Annotated in this window: 15 protein-coding genes and 1 pseudogene; 10 read left to right on the top strand and 6 right to left on the bottom strand. The window is 55.4% G+C overall.

The features are described from left to right. From BN8_RS16200 to BN8_RS16175, 6 genes and pseudogenes are all read right to left on the bottom strand, one after another. Nucleotides 1-900, bottom strand: a pseudogene (locus tag BN8_RS16200) (gliding motility-associated C-terminal domain-containing protein); the annotation flags it as partial. Between the two features lie 229 nt (nucleotides 901-1,129). Then, nucleotides 1,130-3,991: a T9SS C-terminal target domain-containing protein gene (locus BN8_RS16195; protein WP_009282992.1), complete on the bottom strand. Its 2,862-nt coding sequence runs from the start codon at nucleotides 3,989-3,991 to the stop codon at nucleotides 1,130-1,132. 96 nt (nucleotides 3,992-4,087) lie between these two features. Then, nucleotides 4,088-5,068 carry a glycosyltransferase family 2 protein gene (locus BN8_RS16190; protein WP_040005875.1) on the bottom strand — a complete coding sequence of 327 codons (981 nt, stop codon included), beginning with the start codon at nucleotides 5,066-5,068 and terminating at the stop codon, nucleotides 4,088-4,090. 75 nt (nucleotides 5,069-5,143) lie between these two features. Further along, nucleotides 5,144-6,655, bottom strand: coding sequence for a circularly permuted type 2 ATP-grasp protein (locus BN8_RS16185; protein ID WP_009282990.1), 1,512 nt, complete (start codon nucleotides 6,653-6,655; stop codon nucleotides 5,144-5,146). Nucleotides 6,656-6,752: 97 nt separating this feature from the next. Continuing rightward, nucleotides 6,753-11,417, bottom strand: a complete 4,665-nt coding sequence (locus BN8_RS16180; protein ID WP_144051683.1) for a PKD-like domain-containing protein — start codon at nucleotides 11,415-11,417, stop codon at nucleotides 6,753-6,755. A gap of 116 nt (nucleotides 11,418-11,533) precedes the next feature. Then, entirely contained in the window at nucleotides 11,534-12,601 is a 1,068-nt protein-coding gene (locus BN8_RS16175; protein WP_009282988.1) for an Ldh family oxidoreductase, read from the bottom strand. Between the two features lie 105 nt (nucleotides 12,602-12,706). On the opposite strand from BN8_RS16175, the gene BN8_RS16170 reads away from it, so the two are divergent. The 10 genes from BN8_RS16170 to BN8_RS16125 all read left to right on the top strand — a co-directional run bounded on the left by BN8_RS16170 (nucleotide 12,707) and on the right by BN8_RS16125 (nucleotide 26,197). Continuing rightward, nucleotides 12,707-13,303, top strand: coding sequence for a hypothetical protein (locus tag BN8_RS16170; protein WP_009282987.1), 597 nt, complete (start codon nucleotides 12,707-12,709; stop codon nucleotides 13,301-13,303). Between the two features lie 213 nt (nucleotides 13,304-13,516). Beyond that, nucleotides 13,517-14,122: an RNA polymerase sigma factor gene (locus BN8_RS16165; protein WP_009282986.1), complete on the top strand. Its 606-nt coding sequence runs from the start codon at nucleotides 13,517-13,519 to the stop codon at nucleotides 14,120-14,122. 16 nt (nucleotides 14,123-14,138) lie between these two features. Next, nucleotides 14,139-15,251, top strand: a complete 1,113-nt coding sequence (locus BN8_RS16160) for a FecR family protein (protein ID WP_009282985.1) — start codon at nucleotides 14,139-14,141, stop codon at nucleotides 15,249-15,251. 69 nt (nucleotides 15,252-15,320) lie between these two features. Then, nucleotides 15,321-18,827, top strand: coding sequence for a SusC/RagA family TonB-linked outer membrane protein (locus BN8_RS16155; protein ID WP_009282984.1), 3,507 nt, complete (start codon nucleotides 15,321-15,323; stop codon nucleotides 18,825-18,827). Nucleotides 18,828-18,872: 45 nt separating this feature from the next. Next, on the top strand, nucleotides 18,873-20,402 hold the full coding sequence (locus BN8_RS16150; RefSeq protein WP_009282983.1) for a SusD/RagB family nutrient-binding outer membrane lipoprotein: 1,530 nt from the start codon (nucleotides 18,873-18,875) through the stop codon (nucleotides 20,400-20,402). A 28-nt stretch (nucleotides 20,403-20,430) separates the two neighbouring features. Beyond that, nucleotides 20,431-21,210 carry an HpcH/HpaI aldolase family protein gene (locus tag BN8_RS16145; RefSeq protein ID WP_009282982.1) on the top strand — a complete coding sequence of 260 codons (780 nt, stop codon included), beginning with the start codon at nucleotides 20,431-20,433 and terminating at the stop codon, nucleotides 21,208-21,210. Between the two features lie 135 nt (nucleotides 21,211-21,345). Beyond that, entirely contained in the window at nucleotides 21,346-22,791 is a 1,446-nt protein-coding gene (locus BN8_RS16140) for a GntP family permease (RefSeq protein ID WP_009282981.1), read from the top strand. Nucleotides 22,792-22,864: 73 nt separating this feature from the next. Next, nucleotides 22,865-23,722, top strand: coding sequence for a 2-hydroxy-3-oxopropionate reductase (locus tag BN8_RS16135; RefSeq protein ID WP_009282980.1), 858 nt, complete (start codon nucleotides 22,865-22,867; stop codon nucleotides 23,720-23,722). A 26-nt stretch (nucleotides 23,723-23,748) separates the two neighbouring features. Then, nucleotides 23,749-24,873: a mannonate dehydratase gene (locus BN8_RS16130; RefSeq protein WP_009282979.1), complete on the top strand. Its 1,125-nt coding sequence runs from the start codon at nucleotides 23,749-23,751 to the stop codon at nucleotides 24,871-24,873. Continuing rightward, nucleotides 24,860-26,197, top strand: coding sequence for an enolase C-terminal domain-like protein (locus BN8_RS16125; protein ID WP_009282978.1), 1,338 nt, complete (start codon nucleotides 24,860-24,862; stop codon nucleotides 26,195-26,197). The genes BN8_RS16130 and BN8_RS16125 overlap by 14 nt, the downstream gene beginning before the upstream one ends. Nucleotides 26,198-26,203: the final 6 nt, after the last annotated feature.

Raw genomic sequence — 26,203 nt, 5'->3', positions numbered from 1 at the left:
TGGTTGATGAGTGTGCCGGCCTCGACGCACAGCTCGGCCAGGGGGCTGGATCTGGGGTCTGCGGTTGGGCTGGTCGACGACGATGATCTGCATGTCGCGGGTGATCTCGCCGATCAAAACGCCGTTACGCCACTCCTCGACGATGAAGGCGAAGTTGTACTGGCCTTCCTCGCCGGGGGCGTCCCAGCAGAGTTCGCCCGTGCTGGCGTTGATCGAGAAGGAGGCTGGCCCCCCTGACTCACTCGTGCGACTGAAGCTTCGGGCCGGATCCAGGTAATTAGCAATAGGTTGGCCCCGGCAGACATTGTTTAGCAACCCTTCTTTGGGAACGCTGAGTCGGTAGGCGAGGCTGTCGCCATCAATGTCAAAAGCCGCTGGGTTGTGGCAGAAGCGCTGGCCGACGCGGGCTGAGTCCAGGGGCGGGTTGAGCATCACCGGCGTGGAGTTGATCTGCAAAGCCGAGTTGATCACAATCGTCGTCGAGACGTAGAAAATGATATTGTCCGAACTGGCGGCCGGCGGCAGGTTTTTCGTATCCGCGTTCCGGTTCGGAATCTGTATACCAATGGTATATACGCCCGGTCCCGGAAACGTATGCGTAATGGTATACGTATTGATTGAAGACGTACGGCCGTTGATGAATCGGCGGGAGCTTCGTTGTACTTCCGCCTGTGAGCCATCGCCAAAGCAGAAGATGTATCGGTTTGCGTCGTCAGCAGCCGCCCGACCTCTTATTTCGTCAAAATAAGCCGTCAGGGTAATCTCATAGGTGAGTGAGGTAGGCGATAAGCGACGGGTCGTGATTTCCCCTGCCCGCACGTGCGTTGCCTGGCTAACCGTAGGCAGAAGAAGGATGGTTAAGAAAAGGCCGTATAGCCCAATCGTATACAGTATTCGCATAGAATTACGACATTTCCCTTAAAACGATTTACAGGGACAAAAGTGTATTTAATTTTACAAAGGTCTAAGCAGGAAACCCTCGTAAAAGGAGTAGGTCGTAAGTTTATTAAGAAATCTGCGTATGTCGTGTATGTTTTGAGGAGGAGAGGAGGAAGGGGAGTGCTTGCTGGTTGACTAGCGCATTCCCCTTCCTCCTCTCCTCCCTTTCCTCCTTTCTCCCCCTTCCTTCCTATCTCATCGATACACCATCCCGGATGAGCTGCACCCAGCCCTTGAGCACCTGCGGGGGGGCGTTGCGGTCCACCACCGCATACCGCACCCTGACCTGGTAGTAGTACAACCCGCTGCTCAGCTCCTCACCGCTACTCGAGCGGCCATCCCAGCTCAGCACCGCCCCCGAGCCCCGGTACACCCGGGCCCCCCACCGGTTGAAGACCTCCAGCTCCACCGACTCCACAAACCGCGCACACCGCAAGGGCGCAAACACATCGTTCTTGCCATCCCCGTTGGGCGTGAACACGTTGGGCAAGACCAGCGCCGGGCACGCATCGACGCACACCCGGTTGGAGAGCGCACTCTCCAGCCCCCGCCGACTCACCGCACTCACCTGGTAGCAGCCCGCCACCGTGCTCAGCCCCCCATGCTCGTACAACGCCCCCGGGGCTGCCACGCTGTCCAGCCGACGCAACTCGTCCTGCTCGTAGCGGGCGTAGTAGATGCGGTAGCGCACCACCCCCACATCACAGTTGGGGGCCGCCTGCAGCTGCCAGGTCAGGCGGTTGACAAAGCTCGTCTGGTTGCACAGACTCTCCGGGCTCAGACTGGCGCAGTCCAGCGAGTCCACCCGCAGGGCGGGCGCACAGGGGCGCGTCGAGTCGATGGGCGAAGCACACTGGATCTGGCTGTAGTTCTCCAGCAGGCCAAAGCCTGCCAGCCGCGCATCGGCGTAGCGGCCCCGGGTCAGCACCCGGTAGCAGTAGCTCGAGTCGGCCGACAGCGGTCCGCTGCTGAGGCCATCCTGGGCAAAGGTGTCGGAGCCGGTATCGACAAAGGTGAAGGAGGCCGGCCCCTGCACGGCCACCTCGGCGATCAGGTTGAAGGGGCCGTTGGGGCCCGTGCGGCTGCGGTAGATGCGGTGGGTCTGGTTCTGGTTGGACCAGGGCACGCTGGCCTGCCAGCTCAGGCTGAGCTGGCGCTGGCCGGCCGTCACGCTCAGCCGCACGCTGCTGGCGGGCTCGGTGGCGTCGAGCCGGGTGAGCTGCCCGTTGCTGGTGTAGTAGAACTCCAACTGATAGCGGTAGGCCTGGGCCTGGGTGTTCAGCCCCGCCGTGCGGTCGACGAAGACCGTGTCGGCGGCCCCGGGCGCCAGGCTGGTGTTGATGGTGGCGACGGGGGTGAAGGCCGTGCCCGTCAGGCCCTCGGCCCGCAGCAGGCGGTACTGGTAGGGCCCGCCCAGGTCGCCGGGTTGCAGGCCCAGGGGCCGGCTCCAGCGGACGGTGATCTGGCCGGCGGGGCGGCTGGTGGGTGAGCCGGTGGAGTCGACCGTCACCTGGGTGATGACCGGGGCCAGCAGGGGCAGCTCCAGGCACTGCTGGGTGGAGGCCACGCTGAAGCCGCCGTTGGCGCCGGGGTAGCGGGCGACGATGCGGTAGGCGTAGCCGATGCCCCGGCGCAGGGCGGCCGTGTCGGTGTAGGTGGTGGCCGACTGGGGCAGGCGGGCGACCTCGACGTAGCCGGGGGGTGCTCCGGTGGTGCAGGGGGGTATGTTGTCAGGGTCACAGCCCTCCTTGCGGTAGACGATGAGCTGGGTGCCCTGAGCCCCGCAGGTGTAGGCCTGCCAGTTGAGCAGCACGGCGCGTCGGCTGGCCTGGGCGGTGGGTCGGGCGGTGAGTCCCTGGACGGCGGGTCCAATCAGTCGGATGCGCAGGGTCTGGAAGGAGACCAGCCCGGCGATGGGTCGGGGTGGCACATCGGTGACCTTGAGGGTGATGTCGTAGGGCTCATCGCGGAGCTGGTTGCAGTTGGTCTGCCAGGAGAAGGTGGCCTGGGCGGGCTGGTTCTGGACGATGCCGCCGTTGAGCAGTCGGGCGTAGGCGGGCGGCACGAGCTGGCCGTTGGGCAGGGGCTGGTTGTCGGGTCCGGTGTTGAAGGGCCCCCCGAAGGCGGTGATGATGACGCGGTGTCCGTCGGGGTCGGTGGCGGTGATGGTCTGGTTGATGAGTGTGCCGGCCTCGACGCACAGCTCGGCCAGGGGCTGGATCTGGGGTCTGCGGTTGGGCTGGTCGACGACGATGATCTGCATGTCGCGGGTGATCTCGCCGATCAAAACGCCGTTACGCCACTCCTCGACGATGAAGGCGAAGTTGTACTGGCCTTCCTCGCCGGGGGCGTCCCAGCAGAGTTCGCCCGTGCTGGCGTTGATCGAGAAGGAGGCTGGCCCCCCTGACTCACTCGTGCGACTGTATTGCGTGGGATTCTGATAGTTCGGGTAATTTCGGCTAATGCATGGGTTTCCCGGCGCATCTTTGGGAACGCTGAGTCGGTAGGCGAGGCTGTCGCCATCGATGTCAAAAGCGGCCGGGTTGTGGCAGAAGCGCTGGCCGACGCGGGCTGAGTCCAGGGGCGGGTTGAGCATCACCGGCGTGGAGTTGATCTGCAAAGCCGGGTTGATCACAATCGTCGTCGAGACGTAAAAGCTTATGCTTGCCGATGCTGGCGGCAGGTTTTTCGTATTCTCATTTCGGTTGATAATCTGTACGCCGATGGTGTAGGTACCTGGCCCAGAAAACGTGTGCGTAACCCGGTAGATATTCAGGGATGAGCCAAAACCAATGGGTTGACGAACGCTGCGGGGAACTTCCTGGGTGGTTCCGTCGCCGAAACAAAAAGGAACAAAACCCTGACCATCACTGGCTAAACGACCATTTTGTTCGTCAAAGTAAGCTGTCAGGGTAATCTCATAGGTGAGCGAGGTAGGCGATAAGCGACGGGTCGTGATTTCCCCCGCCCGCACGTGCGTTGCATAGGTGTAGACAGGACATAGCAAACACAAGCCAAGTATGCCCAGTCCGAGGGTGTAGAAAAATTTCATACGTTGATGATTTCTCGTTTAACGCCAGAAATCATCAAACCGGTACGTCTGTGTTGTTTATTCTAGGGTACTGTCAATACGAACATTTTCGGTGCGTCAAACCTTGTAAAACCCAGGTCGGTTAAACAGCGTCTGCCAGAAAAAACGAAGGAAGATCCGGACCTGTTGGGCAAATGCCCGCTGGTTTTCCAGTTCACTAAACAGTGGTTGTCGGTTACGAAGGTTCACGGCCATTTTCCACAGAAAAACGATGGGAATCATCGTTACGTAGTGCAGCATCAGCAACAGGTAAGCGCCGGCCCCGTATTGTTTCCGAATCCAGAGCAATTGTGATACCTGTACCTGGGGCTTGAAGCGATTGATGTACGTAACCTCATGTTGCTGGTAGTCCGTACTGCTGCCGTATTCGAGGTGGACAAAAGCGGCATCGGGCAGTAACAGCATTCGCCCCTGCTGGCCGAGCCGATGCCCCCATTCTACATCTTCACCGTACATAAAAAAGCTTTCGTCCAGCCCACCCGCCCGGGCAATCGTCGATGGGCGGGTCATCAGAAACGCACCGGATAACCAGTCTACCTGACTTGGGTCGGCATACTGTGTGTCGGGAACGAAGCGGTAAAGCAGCTTTTGAAAAAACGGCGTAATGGGAATGATGTAAAACGCCCGGCGCATCTGCCCGAAGGTAGTGTAGAGGTTAGGCCGGAGTTGCCGGTCGCGGCTCAATTGGTGGGCGCCAACGGCTGCTACGTCGGGGTTTTCGTCGAGCACCCGAACGCACCGGGCCAGCAGATTATCGAGCAGGAGCGTATCAGAGTTTAATAGCAGGACATTCCGGCCCTGAGCGTGTTTGATGCCCAGGTTATTGGCACGGGCAAATCCGGCGTTATAGCCCATGTCGAACCAGCGGACAGTTGGATACGCCTGCTGAATAATAGCCTTACTGTCGTCGTTCGACTGGTTGTCAACGATGATGACCTCGACATTGATGCCTGACGTATGGGCGTAAACGGACGCCAGGCAGTTCAGAATTAACTGGGGAGTTTTGTAATTGACAATGATAATGCTGAGATCAAGCAAAATAGCATAGTGGTAGTGAGCCGGCAAAGATAACTCTCCCGGGCCACAAACACCGGCCAATGAATAAGACTCCGTTTAATAAAGGACCCACGTATCCTTGCCGCCCCCGCCCTGCGATGAGTTCACAACGAGCGATCCTTTCCGAAGCGCCACGCGTGTCAGACCGCCTGGAATTACGTTCACGCCGTCGCCATACAGGATGTACGGGCGCAGGTCAACGTGCCGACCTTCAGCGTGTCCGCCTACAATACACGGTACCCTCGAGAGTGAGATCGTTGGCTGGGCAATGTAGTTACGCGGATTAGCCCGGATTTTCTCCCGAAAGGCATCGTGTTCTTCCTTGGTTGCTTTAGGTCCGATCAGCATACCGTAGCCACCGGCTTCGTTGGCTTCCTTCACGACCAGGTCGGCAATGTTCTCCAGTACGTACTCACAATCCTCGGGCTCGCGGCAAATGTAGGTTTTGACGTTCTGGATGATGGGCTCCTCGTTGAGGTAATACTTGATGATGCGTGGTACGTACGCATAAATCACCTTGTCGTCGGCGACGCCCGTACCGGGAGCATTGGCCAGGGCCACGCGGCCTTTTTTGTACACGTCGAAAATGCCGGGGACGCCGATCAGTGAATCGGGATTAAAGGTTTTTGGGTCGAGGAACGTATCGTCGATACGTCGGTAGATCACGTCTACGATCTGGAAGCCTTTGGTGGTCCGCATCTTCACGTACCCGCCCGATACGACCAGGTCGCTGGCTTCGACGAGCTCAACGCCCATCTGCTGGGCGAGGTAAGAATGCTCAAAATAAGCTGAGTTGTAGATACCTGGGGTTAACACCACTACGGTTGGTTTGGGGCGGTCGGCAATGTACTGAAGCAACTGGAGGAGCCGCGTCGGATAGTCGGAAACGGGCCGGACGCCCGTCTGGGCCAGGACTTCCGGAAAGGTCTGTTTGGTCAGTTCCCGGTTTTCGAGCATGTAGGATACGCCCGATGGGCACCGTAAGTTATCTTCCAGCACCATAAACTGGCCATCGTCGCCCCGGATCAGGTCCGTGCCGGTGATATGACACCAGATGTCTTTGGGTGGTTTCAGGCCGATACAGGGCGGCAGAAAACACTTGCTGGATTCAATCAGGTCGCGCGGCACGACGCCATCGTTCAGGATGCGCTGCTCATTGTAGACATCGTCAATGAACATATTGAGCGCCTTAATCCGTTGGACAAGACCCAGTTCAAGCTGGTTCCATTCGGCCGATTCGATAATGCGCGGGATGATATCGATGGGCATAATCCGCTCAGTACCCTCGCCTTCGGAGTACACGTTGAACGTAATGCCCATGCTCATCAGCGCCCGTTCGGCGGCATGTTGCCGACTGATCAGTTCCTCACGAGTCAGTTGCTCAACGCGCTGCCGGAAAGGACCATAGCCGGGCCGCACCTGACTGTCGCCCGCGAACATCTCATCGAAAAAGTTCTCGATTTGATAATCGCCGAACGAAAAGTTGGTGGTCTGTCCCTGCGACTGGGTCATTCCTGATTGGGTCATTCCCGATCGAGTCATTCCAAGCGTCTGAGTTTGTGACATCATGGTCGGTGAGTGTTTTTGGGGAACAATATATGGCAAAAGTGCTTAAAGGCCAAATAGCCTTCTACTTTAGTGTAGTAATTGTTCTAATCGTACAGGTTTACCTTACCCGAAGCCTAATCTGAGCCGTATCGTCTTCGCCCGTATCGAAGCCGTTGGTCGGGTCCGAATCGACGTCGTCCCAGTCGCAATGGCTGATACGTGCCTTGATTGGCTCAGTGACGGGGCCGGTTGCTCTGGCACGAAAGGTAAACAGGCGTGGCCACTGCTGGTAGTACTTCCCACCCGCCAGTGTTACCTGCTGACCGGATGCAGTCAGGTTGTTGCTGTCGACAAACGATAAGCCTGCCGGTAGCTCACACGTAACGTCGGGGCTGAGCAGGTCGCGATTGCCGACGTTGTTCAGCAGGATCGTAACCGTAATAATCTCATCTGGGCGGGGAATCGGGTTGCTGACCGCCAGCGCCAGGCTTAGATCGACCTTGCCAAACGGTAAACTAACACTGGATACAACCGGGCGGGGAAGCGGGGCCGGAGCCGGTTCGGGGGATACGCTCACCTCCGGGCCGTATTGCTGCGTACGCAGGGTTACCCAGGCTACGTCGTCCTGACCATTGTTGGTGCCATTGTCGGGGGCTGAATCCGGGTCGGGGTTGTCGGAGGCCGTGATCTGAGCCGCCAGTTGAATAGCCCCCGCCAATGCAGGCGCTACGTCAAACGTCAGATCCGACTTTCCGTTGGCCGGAATGCTTGCCAAGGTGCCGGTGAGAACGTTGTTGTCGACCTGCATGGAGCCGGCATTCACGACACTCAGCGCTGCCGGTAGCCGACTTCTTACCTGCACGTTGCTGGTCGATAGGGTACTGCTGTTAACCACGGACAGCCGAACGGTGAGCGGCTTGTTTACCTCCGGCGATCGACTGCTCACGGCCATCTGCAGGCTCAGGTCGGCTTCGGGGCGGTCGCTTACCCGTATGGTTAGCGGGGCTGAGGGCTGACTGCTACAACCGTCGGCCTGGCAAACAGCCGTGTAACTGGTAGTCTGCGTGGGCGCCACCACGATCGATGAGCCGATTTGCCCATCAGACCATACCGTGTTCTGGTCAGTACAATCAATGGAATAAAGCAAGGTGGATCGCCCGTTGGCGATGAAATCGCGGTCTGTCGATAGCCGAGGTGTGGGCAGCCCTACATTGATGTCCATGGTATCGAGCGAGATGCCGGAACAGCCATTTGTATAGGTTGTTTTTAAAATATAACGCCCGGCGTCAGCCGTAGTTGCGCCGTTGATCAATACCCTTGGTCCGGTTGCGGTGGTGCCGTTCGGCAGGGTCCACTCGTAGGTATTGGTCAACCACATCTCGTTGACATTGCTGGCTCTGGCTTGGGCGGATAAATTGTAGCGGTTGCCCGGGCAAAGGGGAAAGGAGAATAAACTGCCACCATTGTTTTCGCTAAACAGCCCAATTTCAGTTTTTGGCGTTGCTACGTCAACATACGTAAAACCAACCCGCTGGCTGGCGCATTGGCCTTCGTAGGTTACCGTGACGCTGTACACCCCGGCCATGGCTGGCGTCAGGTTACTCACAGTTACCGTATCTTCCGTACTGGTAAAGCCATTTGGACCGCTCCAGCGAAAGGCCGTGGGAATTGCCTTGTAATTGCGACTATAGGTGCCGATCAGGACGGTTGTGCCTTCACAATACGTACCATCAATTGATGCAATGCCCTGTACTGGAGCCGTGGCTACTGTAACCACTGGTTTGGTAATCTGAATATCGGTCGAGGCTGTATACTCACCACTGCATTCGCCGGTTACGATGGCGGTCAGGCTATACAGACCCATCGCGGCTGTAGTAGGCGTTGCTATGGTCGGGCGTTTGTCGGTGCTGGTGAACCCATTGGGACCTGTCCACCGATAGCTGATTGTGGTGCCGGGGGGCTTATCCGGCGAAAAGCTGGAAAACAGAGGCTGGATACTAAACGACGAACCCGGGCAGAAATAATTGGTCCATGAATTTCCTTCAGGACTCTGACCTGTAAGCGTCAGCATGGGCAACCCAACCCGGGCAAGACCTGAGGTAGAGGCCGTGCCGGTACAAACGCCGGTTAAGGTAGCCGTTACGCTGTAAGTGCCGGTCATGGCCGCGGTGGCATTGGGTAAGGTGACGCTTTGGGCGTTGCTGGTAAATCCGTTCGGCCCGCTCCATTGATAGCTGGCTGGGGCCGAGACCGAATTACTGACCGATAGTACGAGCGGACTGCCCGGACAGGCAACAGGTTCTTTTGTAAAGTATATGGAAGGAGGAGAAACGGTCATCTGAAAGGTTCCGGTTCTCGTAGTTCCGTCCGGAAAAGTTGCCGTTACGCTGTATACCCCGGACAGGGTGGAGGTTAGATTCGCTAACGTAACCCGTTTCCCGGTGCTGGCGAATCCATTGGGGCCACTCCACCGGAACGTAGCCGTGGCGCTTGGGGGCGTTGGTTCGGCTGTTAGCTCCACAGAACTGCCCGGGCAATAGGTCCCGTAGCTTTGGGATACCCGAAGGTGGTCTTTACCCGTCACGATGACATAGGGCAATCGGACGAACACGTTCTGGGAAGCCGTTGACGCTCCGGAACAGTCTCCACTGAACGTAGCCGTCACGCTGTAGGTGCCAGCCATGGCCGCGGTGGCATTGTTGAGGGTGAAGCTCTGGGCTGAACTGGTAAATCCGTCGGGGCCACTCCATTGATACGTAGCCGGAACGTTTGGTTCAGGATAGGCGGTTAACTGAAATGAACCGCCCAACGCAAGATTGTACGCATCACTGTAAATTTGTACGATTGGCGTTCCGACGGTTATGCTGGTTGAACCGACATTGGAGCAGCCACCCGCGAATGTAGCTGTTACGCTATACGTTCCACTCATGGCCGGTGTAGCATTTGTCAACGCCGGGTTTGCTGACGTACTGGTAAATCCGTTCGGTCCACTCCATTGATAACTTGTTGCCCCGGTCGTTGGCCTAAGTTGAAATGTGCTGCCAGGGCAAAAAATCCGGTTGCTGATGTTAGATGTCGGTATAAAGCCAGAGACGTAAACAGACGGCGTTCCAACCGTAAATGTGAAGGATGATGTGGCCGTAGCTCCACTGCTGAAGGTAGCTGTCACGCTGTAAATGCCAGCCATGGCTGGGGTGACATTGGCGAGCGTGAAACTTCTGGCTGTGCTGGCAAATCCATTGGGGCCACTCCATCGGAACGTAGCATTGGGCGATGATGCGCTTGCCATCAGCTCTGGTGAACTGCCGGGGCAGGATGTGCCCCTTACAGACTGTAGTCGTCCGTTTTCGGAGCTATATATAGTAACCGAGGGCGTAACAACATTGACAAAATAAAAAGCGATGGCCGTGCCGGAACAGTTCCCGCTGAAGGTAGCGGTTACGCTGTACGTTCCGGTCATGGCCGTTGTGGCGTTAGCGAGGGTAAAGCTCTGGTTACTACTGGTAAATCCATTCGGTCCGGACCACTGATACGTGGCCGTTGTATTACCGCTGGATTGTGCTGATAACTGAATATTGTCGCCCTGACTGATATAGGAATTGCCGAAAATTTGTACTGAGGGTGTACCAATTGTTACCGTTGTTGACGCTGTATTGGTGCAGCCGCCGGGAAACGTCGCCGTGACGCTGTACACTCCGGTCATGGTTGTATTGGCATTCGTTAGGGTTGTGCTGGCCGTATTGCTCGTAAATCCATTCGGGCCGGACCATTGATACGTCCCGGCGCCAGAAGAACTGGACGCAAACACCACAAAATTGCTACTGGGGCATAGTGTCGGGTTTGTGTATATGGTGTTGCCGCTAAGAATGTAAGCCCAGACCGTTGGTGTATCAATAGTGATGGCGCGGGATGCGGTCGCTGTTCCGGAGCAGGTGCCTGAGATGGTGACCGTTACGCTGTAGGTGCCGCTCATCGCGGCTGTGGTGTTGGTGAGCGTAAAACTTTGGGCGTTGCTGGTGAAGCCGTTAGGTCCGCTCCACTGATACGATGTGGTGGCACCCTGAGGGATAAAGGATAGGGCAGCCTGAAAGCTGATAGCCTCACCAGGACATACCACCGTGGTAAACTTTGGAGTTGGCTCGACCGTGAGGGTGTTAATATAGGCCGATGGAGAAAAATTAGAAATCGTAACCGTGTCTTTGGCGGTGCCGCAGTTGCCCGGATACGTAGCTTCGACGATGTAAAGCCCCGCAACGACCTGGGGTACAACGGGTCGCTGTTCATCGCTGGTGAAGCCGTTCGGCCCGGTCCACCGATACGTTGCCGGGTTCAAACTCCACGCCCGATCGGGAAATGCGGTCAGCGATAAGCTCGTCGGGCTGCATATGGAATACGAGGGGCTCCAGTTCTGAAAGCCATTCGAGAAATACGTGACGTAGGCTTCAGGTTTGGATAGGCCGAGTGCTACCGTAGTTGAAGCCGTAGCCGTACCATTCGCCGTACCGGAATACGTCATTGTTACTGAATAAACGCCGGCCGTTGCTGGTGAGGCAATGATGTTATTCAACGTAGAGCTACCTTCACTGGTAAAACCATTCGGCCCGGACCAGCGGAAACTGGTTGTCGTACCGGTCGGAAAGGACTGGTACGTCGCATACATTCGGAATGATTGCCCTTCGCAGACGGGGCTGTTACTGATGATCTGAAGGTAAGGAGGAGAAGACTGGGCAAAAACGGAAACGGCTGTACCAAGTACAGTAAGCAACGAGTAAAGAAGGCGCATAAACGGTGGGTAAAAACACGCTCAAATGTACATAAGAAACCAAACAGGTTTTTATGTTGCCAACGGTTAATTTCCCACGGCGCTATTGAGCACAAACGCCGTGGGAAAACAAACGATTACAACGTTATGCCGAACCGCTCACCCAGTTCGTCCAGGCTCTTGATCACCGGTTCCAGCACCGGTATGCCCGTGACCAGGCGTTCGGCTTCCATGGCCCGCTCGGGGTCGCCGGGGACCAGCACGCGCTGCCCGTCTACGGCCTTCGCCGACCGGAACCGTTGAATCCAGGTATCCATGTGGGCTTTGAACTCATCGGCCGGGCGGAAGGCGTCGATCCGCATCGCCCCGAAAAAGTGGCCCGTTCCGATACCAACGCCTTCGTCGGCCTGCATGAATCCGGCCGTAGCAAAGGGCGGTACCCACGGGCCGTAGTTCGCTCCCGACAAGACGCCCGAAAAAATGTCGACGATAGCGCCCAGGCCGTAGCCTTTGTGGCTGCCGTGTTCGCGGTCAGAACCCAGGGGAAGGAGGGCCCCGCCGTTTTTGACCGCGTTGCTGTCGGTAGTTGGGCCACCATTCGCGTCCTGTGCCCAGCCGATGGGCGCGGGCTGACCTTTGCGTTGCAGAATTTCGAGTTTGCCGTAGGCAACGGCCGTTGAGGCAAAATCAGCCAGGAAAGGCGGTTCGGTAAGGGCTGGTACGGCCACGGCGATGGGGTTCGTGCCCAGCATCTTCTCCAGCGAAAAGGTCGGGGCTACGAGTGGTGCGGCATGGGTCATGGCCTGGCCGATCATGTCGTGCTCGGTAGCCAGCAGGGCGTGATACCCCGCAATGCCGAAGTGATTGGAATTTCTGACCGCTACCCAGCCGGTTCCGGCCACACGGGCTTTCTCAATGGCGATCTGCATGGCGGCTGGTCCAACCACTAGCCCTAGACCCCGGTCGCCGTCGACTACGGCCGTCGATGGGGTTTCGTGAATGACCCGGATGCGGGGCTGTGGATTGAGTCGGCCGTGGTCGTAGAGCCGGACGTAACCCGGTAGTCGGGCTACGCCGTGCGAGTCAACGCCCCGCAGATCGGCGCTGATCAGCACATCGGCGGAGAGTCGGGCGTCGGTCTCGGAGCAGCCGATTGCCACAAATATTTGTTCAGTGAAGGTACGAAGTCGCTTGGCGTCAATCATGGTCGCAAATTAGCCAAGAGCCGTCGAATGGGTTAAACTTTCCAAAAAATTCGGACCGATTGGGTGCATTTGGCGTTATTGAAGACAAATACCGTCATTCATTCTATGAAATTGGAGAACGTTCGCTACTTGCTTGTCTTGCTCTTAACCGGCTGTATGGCACTGGCGGCTACCGGCCTGATGGCCCAGCCAACCGATACCTTAACGACTGAACAACTCCTGCAACGCAAAGGAGCTTCCTACACAGCCCTGCTACGGCCATCCCGCTATCTCGCCCTCGATGTGACCCCGGCACTCGGTGGGTTTCGGCGGTATCGCTTCTTCGAAGGCGACGAAGTGCATTTCAAAGCCCGGGGCCAAAAATACCGCGAACAACTCTACGCCGTTTCTGATACGGCATTCACAATTTTACTGGCCAATGAGGTCATGAACCGCGACGAGCCCGTTACGTTCCGGCTGGATGAAGTGCAGCGCATATACATTCACCGCCGGATTCCGTTCGTAACGGCCGCCGGTACCATGCTGCCCATTGCCGGGGTGGTTTATTTTGCGGCCAGCGTGATTAATTCCGGGCAGGTTGATCCCACGTTACTGCCCGTCACCGGTATACTGGCCTTAAGCGGGGGCATTTTCCACCAACTGAGTAATCCACGGTACCGAATCAACAAAAATCATCGGTTGCGCGTGTTGCGGACGTATTGACGTTTTTCAGTGCTGAAGCCGGTAACAACGTCAGACTAAAAACATCAGGCTAAACAAGGTAAACCGGTCGGTGTTAGCCTCGCGCTTTCGTCTACCAATAAGGATACATTCTTTCTGTATATGGGTATTTTCTAATTTTTTAGAAAAATAGTATTAAAATATAGGTTAGCTTTTCCCGAAAATTTGATCATCATACCAAAGGCACTCCTGGTTATGGTCAGACGGTTACCCTCGGATGAAGCACAACAACTTTGGCAGGAATACCGGGCGGGCGACATCTACGCCCTCGCGAAGCTCATGCAAAGCTACTACGCCGACCTCTTTCACTGGGGGGTGCGTCTGCACGCGGATCGTGAGTTTGTAAAAGACTGCATCCAGGAGGTTTTTGTCAATCTCTGGAAGATTCAGGATTCCATCAGTTCGGTTGAGAATGTGCGGTCTTATCTGTTGGTCGTGCTCAAAACCCGCATCCTGCGTGAGTTGTCAAAAACGCAGGGTGCTCATCAGGCCGATCTTTCTGATGACTATTCGTTTTCGGTCGAGTTTGCTGCCGATATCCGGCTCATTGAAGAAGAACACGAAGTGTATCAGATCCGGCGGCTGGAGCGCGTACTGAATCATTTACCACAGCGCCAGAAAGAACTCATCTACCTGCGTTTCTACCAGAATCTTAGTTTCGAGCAGATTGCGGAGATCATGCATCTCGGTCGGCAATCGGTGTATAATCTGCTGCAAAAGTCGCTGAACAGCCTGCGTAAGAACTGGACAATCAGCACCGTAGGGGTACTGGTTCACCTACTGCAAAGTCTCGTATCCTAATCCATAGCCAACAGCGATGAAAAACTACGAAACCTATACGGTAGCGGATTTTATCCAGGACGAAAGCTTTCAGGAGTGGGTGCAGGGACAGGGCAATCGGCAATCCTTCTGGCTATCGTTTCCTGAGCGTTATCCCGAAAAACAGGAAGCGTTTCGGCAGGCCGAACAGTTCATCCGGGCGGCAACGGTTGCTCCCGAACGTATCAGTGACGCTGAAATCAGACGAGAAACGGAGAAGCTAATCGAAAGCGCCAGCTCGTACAGCCCCTATCGCCAACTGGTTTCGTCAGATCTCAGGGATGATGACGCACCGACGCCGTTCCGATACGCGTTTCGGTGGGGCATGGCCGTGGCCGCCGTTGTGGCGGTTGTTAGCGGCCTGATGTGGTACGGTTCGTTGGACAAGCCCGGTCAGTTACCGGCTCAGTTACGGGAAGCCCCAATCAACCAGCTGGTTGAGACAATCAACAACACCCGACATCCGCTTCGGGTCGTGCTGACCGACGGTTCGGACGTGTTGCTGAGTCCAAAAAGCCGGCTTCGTTATCCGTCCCATTTTGCCACTGATTCCCGGGTTGTACACCTGACGGGAGAAGCCAGTTTTTCGGTGACGCGACGTAACCAGCCGTTTATGGTCTACTCCGGTGAAACAGTCACGAAAGTGCTTGGTACCCGCTTTGTTGTGCGGGCTTTCGATTCGGACCAGAAGATCACGGTACAGGTGCTGTCGGGGAAGGTGTCGGTGTACAAAGCCAGGGTTACCCAGAAACCCGGCAATAAAGAGGTCAGTGGCTTGATTTTACACGCGAATCAGGCCGCCATTTTTGAGAAGAGCGATGGAAATCTGACGAAGACGCTGGTGGCTAACCCAGCCGTAGTTTCCAGAAGCAGTCAGGAAACGCAGTTTGTGTACGATGCCGTAGCGCTGTCGGTGATTTTGCGCCAGTTGGAAAAGAGTTACGGAATCCCGATTCAGTTCGATGAACAAAATTTTCAGGCGTGCAGAATTACGGCTACGCTGTCGAACGAATCGCTCTATGAAAAGCTGGATCTGCTGTGTAAGGCAGCTTCGGCAACCTACCAGATAACGGATGGTCAGATTGTGATCAGCCGACAGGCTATCCATTGATGCTTTTCCTTGCTCAGGGGCCACTCGTTGCGAGTGCTCTCAATCCTAACCCCTTTAACCGTCAAAACAATGAGAAAACACCTTTACAGGCAGCGCTGGCTGAAGCTCACGAGTTTTTCGCTGACGCAGGGTTTAGTTATGTTTTTGCTGGCGGGCGTATCCTACGCGCACCCCATAAAGGCGCAGGAGTATCTGAGTAAACGCCTGACGTTACGTGCCGAAAACCAGGAGATTAAAAAGGTATTGACCGACATCGAAAAGGCGACCGGTGTGCAGTTTGTGTACAGCTCCGAAGTAATTGACGCGAAGCAAAAGGTCAGTGTTCAGGCCACTAACTCAACCCTGGAGGAAGTCCTGATTAAATTCCTGAAACCCCTCAGAGTCAGTTATGAACTGGTAGGGAGAAAGATCGTTTTGTCAGCTACTCCGTCGGTTTTTAACCAGACTGGGGCTGTTGATCTGCACGAAAAGGCTACTGAACCCGCATCGCCCAAACGCACGGTGGGAGGCAGGGTGACCGACGAAAAGGGCACGGGCCTGCCCGGCGTAAGTGTCCTGATCAAAGGAACGCAACGCGGTACGAGTACGAACGCCCAGGGCGACTTTCAACTGGATGTTCCTGACGTACGCGATGCAGCTACGGTGTTGGTGTTCAGCTTCGTAGGGTACGAAAGTAAGGAGGTGATCGTGGGTAATCAGTCCCGGATAGAGGTGTCCATGACCCCGGAAAGCAAGGCGCTCGGCGAGGTGGTCGTAACGGCGCTTGGCATCAAAAAACAGGCGAAAAGCATCGGGTACGCGACGGCTACGGTAGCGTCGGAGCAGATAACGGTAAACCGTACGACCAACTTCATGAACGCCTTGCAGGGCAAGATTGCCGGGGTGAATATCACCTCGCTGGGATCGGGTCCGGCCGGAACCAGTAAAATTCGTATCCGTGGTCAATCGTCTTTCGGAGGGAATAATTCACCCCTGATTGTCGTCAATGGCGTACCGATCGATAATACGACTTACGGGGCCAGGGGGGACGTATCGGAGCGGGGCAGCAACCGTACCTCCGACGGTGGGGACGGCCTGAGCAGCATCAATCCCGACAACATCGAAACGATGACGGTTTTGAAAGGAGCCGCAGCTTCGGCCTTGTACGGGTCACGCGCCAAAGACGGGGTGATTATGATCACGACCAAAAACAGAGGCTCCGGGAACGGCATCGGACTGGAGTACAACACCAACTTCACGACCGATACACCCCTGGATTACACCGACTACCAGTACGAATACGGGCAGGGTGAGAATGGTGTTCGCCCGACGGCTCCTTTTCCAACTTCGGGGCAGTGGAGTTTTGGCGAGAAGTTTCAGCCTGGCATGACGCAAATTCTGTTCGACGGGGTGGAGGTACCGTACGTGCCGCAACGCAACCAAATCACAAATTACTACCGTACCGGAAGCACCTGGACCAATACCTTGACGCTTTCGTCGGGTAACGACTTTGGTGGGTTTAGCCTGTCGGTATCCAACCTGGACAACAAGACAATCTTACCGGGTTCGGGCTATAATCGGAAAACGATCAATCTGGGGTTTACGCAAACGCTGGCCAAAAAGCTGACCGTTTCAGGTAATGTCAACTATTCGAACGAAAGCCGGAAGAACCCGCCCAACATCGCCGAGCAGGACTACAGCCCGGTTGTTCTGTACAACATGGCTAATTCCATGCCGCTGGACCTGCTGGAAAAATACGCGACGGATACGAACGGTAATGAGGTAGTCTGGTCGAGGTTCACGAACCGGACAAACCCGTATTTTGCCCTCCAGCGTTTCGATAATATCAATACAGACCGCGTTTTCGGCAACCTGACGGCGCGGTACAATTTTACGGACTGGCTCTTCCTGCAGGGGCGCGTTGGTCAGGATTACTACTCGCGCGAACAGGATTACAACCTGCCTACCGGTAGCCAGCGGCAGCCTCCGGCCCCGGTTGGCTTCGTTAATGGGCAGTACGTGCAGGATGTCCGAAACGTACGTGAAATTAATGCTGACTTCCTGTTGGGTGCGAATCGTACGTTTGGCAACATAGGCGTCAACGTCAACGTAGGTGGTAATCAGATGTACCGGAAGATTAGCCGCCATAATGATTTCGTCCAGGACTTTTTCACAAGGGGGCTTTACACCTTAGGCAATGGCCGTCTTCGTGACCCTGTTTATGAACTATCAGAGCGGCAGGTAAACTCACTGTATGGGTCGGCTGAGGTGTCTTACAAAGACGTACTATTTCTGAACGGAACCGTGCGGAACGACTGGTTTTCCACCTTGTCGCCCGCCAACAGGAGCATTCTGTATCCGTCTATCACGGCCAGTTTTGTGTTCTCCCAGGCGTTTGCGTCCGTATTGCCGGGCTGGCTGACGTTCGGTAAAATCAGGGCCGCTTATGCCGAAGTAGGCAGCGATACCGACGTGTCGCCGTATGCCAATAACCTGTTCTACAGCATTAATTCCCAGCAGTTTCCCTCGGCTGGCGGAACCCCGCAGCCCCTAGCCAGTATCAGCGGTGCCACAGTTCCCAATGCGAATCTGCGCCCCATGCGGGTGTCCGAAAAGGAAGTCGGGCTGGAGTTGAAGTTGTTCAATAACCTCCTGGGGCTGGACCTGACGTACTACGATAAACTGTCGTCGGATCAGATTCTGCGCGCTCAGATCTCCAACGCGGGCGGTTATGCCAACCAGCTAATCAACGTAGGGGAAAGCCGGAACCAGGGCGTCGAAATGCTGGTCAACTTTTCGCCCATTAAGGTGCCCCGGTTTGACTGGAATATCACCGTCAATGCGGCCTACAACGTCACGAAAGTGCTTAATCTGGGCAGTGGCATCAGCGACAATATGATCACCGTTGGCACCGGCGATTTTACCGGTGAGCTCCGGCAGGTGGTTGGTTTGCCGATAGGTCAGTTGTTTGGATTTGGCTACCTGCGGGATGGGATGGGCCGGCAGGTTTTCGACGCCGGTAACGGACGACCGTTGCGGACACCCACGCAGATCAGCTTTGGCAGCGCATTGCCGTTGTGGGTAGGCGGTGTTACGAACAGCTTCAGTTACAAAGGCATAAACCTATCGTTCCTGATCGATTTCAAGCTAGGCCACAAGATGATTTCGGGCACCAATCATAACGCCTGGCGTCATGGTCTGCACAAAGCTACGCTGGTCGGCCGGGCCGAAAACTACGTGATCGGGAACGGGGTCAATCCGAACGGTGAAGTCAACCAGACCAAATCCGGCGTGCAGGCTTACTACGAAACGGTACGCTCGCAGAACATCGCCGAAGAGTTTGTCTACAACGCGGGTCTCTGGCAGCTTCGGCAGGTAACGCTTGGTTACGATTTCAGCCGTTTTCTGCCAACCACTTTTTTCATTAAAGGCGTCCGGTTGAATGCCGTGGCCAACAACGTCGCCGTACTGAAGAAGTGGGTGCCCAATATCCACCCCGAACAGTTTGGTTTCCCCTCCGACAACCTCATCGGCCTGGAAGCCACCGGTTTGCCCATCACCCGCAGCGTTGGCTTCAACCTTAATGTTCGGTTTTAACGATTTCATAGTGGCTAATTCCTGAACCACCAAACCGAGACGACCATGAAAAAGATTAATACACGCCTTCTGAGTTGGCTCATTGCCCTGTTCTGGCTGGCATCGTGCGATAGCGGGTTTGATGAAATGAATATTAACCCGATTGCGCTGACCGCCGTAGAACCCAGTTATCAGTTAAACACCGCCATTGTGGCCAGCACACCCGGCTACGGTAATCTGAGTTACGAAACGACCATCGTAAAGCAGATGATTACGCCGTTCAGCGGACAGGGGTCGGCAGCTAATTTCAATCAGGACAATCGAAACGTAGCGGCCGGAAACTGGAATGCCTACTATCCCAATATCATCCGGGAACTGGTTGATGTGATTGCCAAAACAAAGGATAATCCGGATCGCTCCAATCTCTACAACATGGCCCGGATCTGGAAAGCATATTCCTTCATGGTGTTGACGGATACCTACGGCGATATTCCGTACACGCAGGCTGGAAAAAGCTATCTGGAAGGCGTAATTGCCCCTGTTTATGACACGCAGGAATCGATTTACACCGACATACTGACCGAACTGGAAACCGCTTCGGCGGGGTTGAACGCTGCAAAACCTAAAGTGGCCAACGATGTACTGTACGACGGTGACATCGTCAGATGGAAACGGCTCGGCTATTCGTTGCTGCTGCGGGCGGCCATGCGGCTTTCTAAAGTCAACCCGACCAAAGCCGGCGAATACGTGGCCAAGGCAGTAGCAGGAGGTGTTATGCAGTCCAACGACGATAATGCCGTTATCCGTCATACCGCTAACTTTTCCAATCCGGTTGGGTCTCAGTTGAACGGTGGGCAATCCGCATTTTTCTATTTGGCCGACGATTTCGTCAGTTTTCTCAGCAAGACGAACGATCCGCGGCTGGCTTCCATCGCCGTCCGGTACGTGGGCGCTACGAGCGGTGCGCAGCAGGTGGAGTCGCGGGCGAACCGCAGTCCGGGTGTGCAGATTGGCGCACCGTTAGGCTACGATAATACGACAATCAGTGCCGCCGTGACAGCCAGTAAACTGGCCAGTTTGTGGGATTACAGCCAACTCGACCGTACACGCATGGCCGCCTTGCTGGCTCCGAGTTTTCTGGTTACCTACGCTCAAACGCAACTGTTACTGGCCGAAGCTGTGGTGCGGAAATGGACAACGGGCGATGCCGCGACTTTGTACGCCAATGGCATACGGGCTCACATGCGGCAGTTAGCCCTGTACGGTGCGAGCACAGCTATTGCCGAACCGGCGATCACCACGTACGTGCAAGCTAATCCGCTGGTAGCTGGTAAGGAGCTGGAGCAAATCAACACACAGTATTGGGTTGCTTCGTTCCTGATTGGGCCCGAGACCTGGGCCAATTTCCGGCGAAGTGGTTTCCCGGTCCTGACCCCTAATCCGTATCCCGGCAGCGATCTCAAAACGGAGCCTTTTATCCGGCGGCTGACCTACACCGACGCCGAGTTAAATGTGAACAAAATCAACGTCGAGCAGGCCATCGCTCGTCAGGGGCCTAATCTGCTGGATACCAGAGTTTGGTGGGATAAAAAGTAGAGCTTTCTCTTTTCTGTCTTCCTGCTACATGAAGAATCTCAAGCAACGATTAAAGCAAGGCGAAACCCTCAATGGGTGCTGGCTGAATCTGGGTAGTTCACTGACCGCCGAGATTGTCGGGCAGGCCGGATTTGACTGGGTACTGATCGATCTCGAACACGGAGCCGGGTCTGAAAAAGACGTACTGTTCCAGTTACAGGCGCTCGAACACACGGCCGCGGGTGCTATTGTGCGGGTGGAGAGCTCCGAAAGTCAGCGCATCCATCGGGTGCTCGATATGGGCGCAGAAGGCATTATGTGCCCCAAAATCACCACGCCCGCCGATGCGCAGAAGGTAGTCAACGGCTTGCATTATCCGCCCTATGGCAGCCGGGGCGTAGCGAAAATGGTACGGGCCAGCGGCTTCGCTCAGAATTTTAATCAGTACTACCAGGAATCGAGAGAAACGATTCTGGGCGTGGTGCAAATCGAGACCGTCGACGTACTGAACCACCTGGACGACGTAGCGGCCATTGACGGCGTTGATGTGCTGTTCATTGGTCCGGCCGACTTGTCTATGGAACTGGGTATTTTCGGGCAGTTCGATCACCCCCGGTTTAAGGAAGCGTTGCGGGAAACGGTCAATGCAGCCCAAAAGGCGGGCAAAGCGACCGGTATCCTTTTCTTCAATCCGGACGATTATCAGACTTACCACGACCTGGGTATTCGGATGATTGCCTGCGGAGCAGACGCTACGTTCGTTGCCGACGGTGCCCGAAATCTGGCCAGGAAGCTGAATGCTTTCAGGACTGCATATAAAGAAGCTTGAGTGTGAATAGAACGCTGATTGTTATGATTCTTATGTTTAATTATGATTTACAGCATCTTAGCTGATCATAAGAATCATAGCAATCAACGTTCCATTCATCGTTTTATCCTAACCATTCCTTAACCCTTTTCCTGAATGACTGACCCTCTTTTCATCTTAGCCGTCGGCGTGCTGATTGTGGTTGGCGGCATCATCGGGTTGAAACTGCACCCGTTCCTGGCCCTGCTGCTTGGTGCGTTTGTGGTAGCTCTGTTGACCCCGGCCACAACCATAGAACAATACGCGCTCGCAAAAGGAAGTGCCCCAACGGCAGCCGTGGCGTTGTCTAAAAAAGGAATTGGCGAACGCATCGCGACCGAGTTTGGTAACACCTGCGCCAAAATCGGTATTCTGATTGCCATGGCCGCCATTATTGGAAAATGTATGCTCGAAAGTGGAGCCGCCGAACGGATCATCCGGTCGATGTTAAAGCTGACGGGCATCGAAAAAGCACCGGTCGCGTTTTTGGTGAGCAGCTTCTTTCTGGGGATTCCCGTGTTTTTTGATACGGTCATTTTCCTGATGATGCCGCTGGCAAAAGCCATGACCCTGCGGATCGGCAAAAATTACCTGTTGCTGGTGCTCTGCATCATGGCGGGAGCTGCCATGGCAAACTCGTTGGTGCCACCCGCGCCCGGTCCTTTGTTCCTCATTGGTGAGATGAACATTCCGATCGGCATGATGATGATCGGCGGTACGATTGTTGGCCTGTTTACGATTACGGCCGGGTATTTCTTTGCGCGGTGGGCCAATCAGAAATGGCCTACTGCACTGCGCGATTCGCTGGATGCACGCCTGGACGATATTAAAGCCATTGCGGCTAAAGAGGACAAACACCTGCCTCCGTTGGGCGTATCGCTGCTGCCGGTTCTGATTCCCCTGGTCTTCATCTGCGCAGATACGGCCCTTGATGCACTATCAACCCCAAAAGTGGCCGTTACGCAGGCGTCTATCGGTAGCCAGTTGTTTGGACTTGTGCAATTCTTTGGAGATAAGAACATTGCGATCGTCACCGGTGGTATTGTGGCATTGGTCATACTGGCTAATCAGAAGAAAGACAGCAAAGAAGGGCTGACCTCCTTTGTTCAGGCAGCCCTGATGAGTGGAGGGGGTATCATTCTGATCACCGCAGCAGGCGGAGCGTTTGGGGGAATGCTCCAACAAACCGGCATCAGTGAACGCATTGCTGACATGACCAGAGGTTACCAGATGGCCCTGATTCCGCTGGCTTTTCTGATTGCGGCTATCGTCCGGACCGCACAGGGTTCGGCGACAGTGGCCTTAATCACTGCATCCGGTATTCTGTCGGGAATGGCGACTAACGCCAATCTTGGTTTTCACCCGCTGTACCTGGGCCTGGCAATTGGCTGCGGCTCAAAGCTGGTTCCCTGGATGAACGACGCCGGTTTCTGGATTATCTGTAAACTGAGCAATCTGACCGAACGGGAAGCGTTGAAAACCATTTCGCCCCTGCTGGTCGTGATGGGATTAACCGGACTCGTCGTCATCATGATTGCGGCTCAATTGTTTCCGCTGGTTTGATTGTCGTCCTGGCCAAGCTCTGGCTTGGCCTTTCATATACACGGGCCAAGCCAGAGCTTGGCCTAGACACAAGATGGAAAAAGTAGGATTTATTGGCCTGGGTATCATGGGCAAGCCCATGGCCCTGAACGTAATTAGGGCAGGTTATTCGGTATCAATATTGAGTCAAAGCAAAGCCGCCCAGGCATTGATAGCGGCTGGGGCTCAGTCGTTGCCATCGCCCAGGGCATTGGCCGAACAGTGCGACGTCATTATCACCATGCTGCCAGATTCGCCGGATGTGGAGCAGGTTGTGTCCGGGCCGGAAGGCGTGCTGGCTGGTATTCGGCCGGGGGCACTGTTCATTGATATGTCGACCATCGCGCCGGCTACGGCTCGGAACATTCATGCGCTGATGCAGGAAAAGGGCGTCGAAGCGCTGGATGCACCGGTGTCGGGCGGACAGGTAGGGGCGGAGGGCGCTACGTTGTCGATTATGGTTGGCGGTAGCGAATCGGCTTTTGAGCGAGCCTTGCCGCTGTTTCAGGCGATGGGTAAAAATATTGTGCACATTGGCGAGCCAGGAGCCGGTCAAACCACGAAAGCCTGTAATCAACTGATTGTCGGGATGACGATCCAGGCGGTAGCCGAGGCCTTTACGCTGGCTACCAAAGCCGGCGTGAACCTTGAGAAAATGCGGGAGGTCCTGCTGGGTGGTTTTGCCCAAAGCCGTATCCTTGATCTGCACGGCAAACGGATCATTGAGCGAAATTTTACGCCCGGTTTCAAAATTAAATTACACAGCAAAGACATGGGCATCGCCTTGCAGACCGGGCAGGAGTTTTCTATTTCGCTCAACGGCACCGCCCTGGTAGCCGCCCAGATGGAGGCCGCGCTGGCTCAGGGAAACGGTGAGTTAGACCACAGCGCCCTTGTGTTGCTATTAGAATAAGAATCAAGCTCTAAACCCTTAACACCATGAATCGTAAGAAGTTTATCCGAGTCGTTGCAACTGGCTCCGTAGGGGCGGCTGCGTTTGGAACGGAACAGGCTACGGCCAACGCCGAACGGAACAAGGCTAAGCCGAAGAAAGTGCTCATGAAAGTGGGTTGTCAGACGGGTGGTACGTCAAAGGAGAACCTGGAGTTTAAGGCGCGTCATGGCGTATATAATCTGGATGGTGGAGCGCCCAAAACAATCCCCGGAAAAGGCTGGGACCTCGATGACTCGCTGGCAAAAAAAGAAGCTTGTGAGAAATATGGCATTAGCCTCGACGCCTATCACTTCCCGTTGACTTCGGCAGGAATCGATAAGGTAGAATACCCAAACATCATGCTTGGGAAAAGCCCGGAGCGGGATCGTGAAATCGAGATTTTACAGCAAATGATACAGGTGGCCGGAAAAACCGGTATCAAGGTGCTGAACTACAACACCACAATTCTGCCGGTTCTGCGCACGGGAAAAACGATTGATCCCAAGCGGGGAAACGCCATGTACAGCACCTGGAATTATGCGGAGGCCTTGAAACGCAATGACCCGAAAACGATTGCGGGCGATGTATCAATTGACCAGATGTTTGAACGCATCACGTATCTTCTCGACAGAATCCTGCCGGTTGCCAAAGAGTATAAAGTCAAATTAGCCAACCACATCGCCGATCCGCCGACGCCCGTCGGTTACCGGGGCATAACACGCTGGAATAGTCCCGATGTGTTTGAAGGCATTAAGCGCTTTGCCAAACTGTACGACAGTGAGTACCACGGCTTCAACTTCTGTATCGGTTCCATTGCCGAAGGGCTGAAAGACCCCAAAACCGAAATCATGCCGATCATTAAGTGGGTTGGGGAGCGAAACCAGCTATTTAACGTTCACTTACGCAACATTAAGGGCGGTTGGAACAACTTTCAGGAAGTTTATCCCGACAACGGTGATATGAACTTTCTGCACGTTGTCAGAGCCCTCCGCGATGTTGGATTTAATGGTATGGTCATGCCGGACCACGTACCGACCCATCCGGACAGTAATAGTGGCCTACAGGCGTTTGCATTCTGTTATGGCTACATCAAGGGACTCCTTCAAACCGTAGCCGATGAAGCCGCATAGCGTGTTAGCTGACAATGGGCGCTACAGGAAAACTGGTCCCTTGATCCAGCAAATGTACATTACGCCCATTGCGATCGTGGACCCACCTTTGTTGAATGCGGCTGGTTTGCACGCGCCTTATGCGCTCCGGACAATCGTCGAATTAGTTACGGATGACGGTATTTCGGGCATCAGCGAAATTCCGGGCAATAGTGGTATCAATGCGGCTTTGGAGTCATCCAGAGACTTGCTTATTGGGATAGATGTATTCCAGTTAAATGAAATTCGGCAGGCTCTGGTCAATCGCTTCGGTACGGAGACGTCTGCGCAACGGGGTGAAGCTCCCTGGGATCAGCGGAAGCTGGTGCATATTTTCAGCGCCATTGAGGTCGCTTGCATGGACATCATCGGCAAGGTCGTTGGGCGGCCGGTGGTTGATCTGCTGGGCGGAAAGATGCGCGACCGGGTGCCTTTCTCGGCGTACCTGTTTTACAAATACGAAGGTGCAGGCGGTGAGCTTGGCTTTGGCACCGACCCTGCTGCCACAGGCTGGGCGGCCGCCCGACAAGCCGCTGCGTTAGATCCGGCAGGCATCGTGGCTCAGGCGAAAGCCATGTGTGCGGAGTACGGCTTTCAATCGATCAAGCTGAAAGGGGGTGTGTTTGAACCCCGCCAGGAGGTAGATGCCATGTTTGCCCTGCGGGAGGCATTCGGTCCGGACGTACCGCTACGAATTGATCCCAACGCCCTCTGGAACGTAGAAACGGCTATTCAGTACGGTCGGGAAATGGAACCGATTCTCGAATACCTGGAAGATCCGGTCAGGGGACAGGAGAACATGGCAAAGGTCCGTCAAGCCCTAAAAACTCCGCTGGCCACCAACATGTGTACTACGTCGTTTGACGAAATTGTCTCCAGTATCGTGCTCGGATCAGAGGATATCATTCTGAGCGATCATCACTTCTGGGGTGGTTTACGGTCTTCTATGACGCTTGCCGGCATTTGTCAGACGTTCGGGCGGGGTTTGTCTATGCACTCGAACAGCCACGTAGGCATTTCGCTGGCTGCTATGGTGCACCTTGGCGCGGCTTTGCCCGAACTCCCGTACGCGCTGGATACGCATTACCCCTGGCAGTCGGATGAAATCGTCACGACCGGACGATTTGCGTTCGACGAAGGAGCCGTAGCGGTGCCGCAGGAACCCGGCCTGGGAGTTGAACTGGACCGGGATGCATTGGCCAGGCTCCATCAGAACTACCTGAACTGTGGCCTGACCAGGCGCGACGATGAGATTGAGATGCAGAAAGTACAACCCGGCTGGCGGTTCCAGTCGGTTCGTTGGTAGACTTGT

Source organism: Fibrisoma limi BUZ 3, assembly GCF_000296815.2.
Taxonomy (GTDB): domain Bacteria; phylum Bacteroidota; class Bacteroidia; order Cytophagales; family Spirosomataceae; genus Fibrisoma; species Fibrisoma limi.
This window is presented reverse-complemented; position numbering and strand designations above follow the sequence as displayed.

What these genes read in the sequence shown, in the direction of transcription:
- BN8_RS16165 (WP_009282986.1), top strand. Translation starts at nt 13,517, where the DNA reads ATGGTCAGACGGTTACCCTCGGATGAAGCACAACAACTTTGGCAGGAA.
- BN8_RS16180 (WP_144051683.1), bottom strand. Translation starts at nt 11,417, where the DNA reads ATGCGCCTTCTTTACTCGTTGCTTACTGTACTTGGTACAGCCGTTTCC.
- BN8_RS16185 (WP_009282990.1), bottom strand. Translation starts at nt 6,655, where the DNA reads ATGATGTCACAAACTCAGACGCTTGGAATGACTCGATCGGGAATGACC.
- BN8_RS16135 (WP_009282980.1), top strand. Translation starts at nt 22,865, where the DNA reads ATGGAAAAAGTAGGATTTATTGGCCTGGGTATCATGGGCAAGCCCATG.
- BN8_RS16125 (WP_009282978.1), top strand. Translation starts at nt 24,860, where the DNA reads ATGAAGCCGCATAGCGTGTTAGCTGACAATGGGCGCTACAGGAAAACT.
- BN8_RS16175 (WP_009282988.1), bottom strand. Translation starts at nt 12,601, where the DNA reads ATGATTGACGCCAAGCGACTTCGTACCTTCACTGAACAAATATTTGTG.
- BN8_RS16195 (WP_009282992.1), bottom strand. Translation starts at nt 3,991, where the DNA reads ATGAAATTTTTCTACACCCTCGGACTGGGCATACTTGGCTTGTGTTTG.
- BN8_RS16145 (WP_009282982.1), top strand. Translation starts at nt 20,431, where the DNA reads ATGAAGAATCTCAAGCAACGATTAAAGCAAGGCGAAACCCTCAATGGG.
- BN8_RS16170 (WP_009282987.1), top strand. Translation starts at nt 12,707, where the DNA reads ATGAAATTGGAGAACGTTCGCTACTTGCTTGTCTTGCTCTTAACCGGC.
- BN8_RS16160 (WP_009282985.1), top strand. Translation starts at nt 14,139, where the DNA reads ATGAAAAACTACGAAACCTATACGGTAGCGGATTTTATCCAGGACGAA.
- BN8_RS16155 (WP_009282984.1), top strand. Translation starts at nt 15,321, where the DNA reads ATGAGAAAACACCTTTACAGGCAGCGCTGGCTGAAGCTCACGAGTTTT.
- BN8_RS16140 (WP_009282981.1), top strand. Translation starts at nt 21,346, where the DNA reads ATGACTGACCCTCTTTTCATCTTAGCCGTCGGCGTGCTGATTGTGGTT.
- BN8_RS16150 (WP_009282983.1), top strand. Translation starts at nt 18,873, where the DNA reads ATGAAAAAGATTAATACACGCCTTCTGAGTTGGCTCATTGCCCTGTTC.
- BN8_RS16130 (WP_009282979.1), top strand. Translation starts at nt 23,749, where the DNA reads ATGAATCGTAAGAAGTTTATCCGAGTCGTTGCAACTGGCTCCGTAGGG.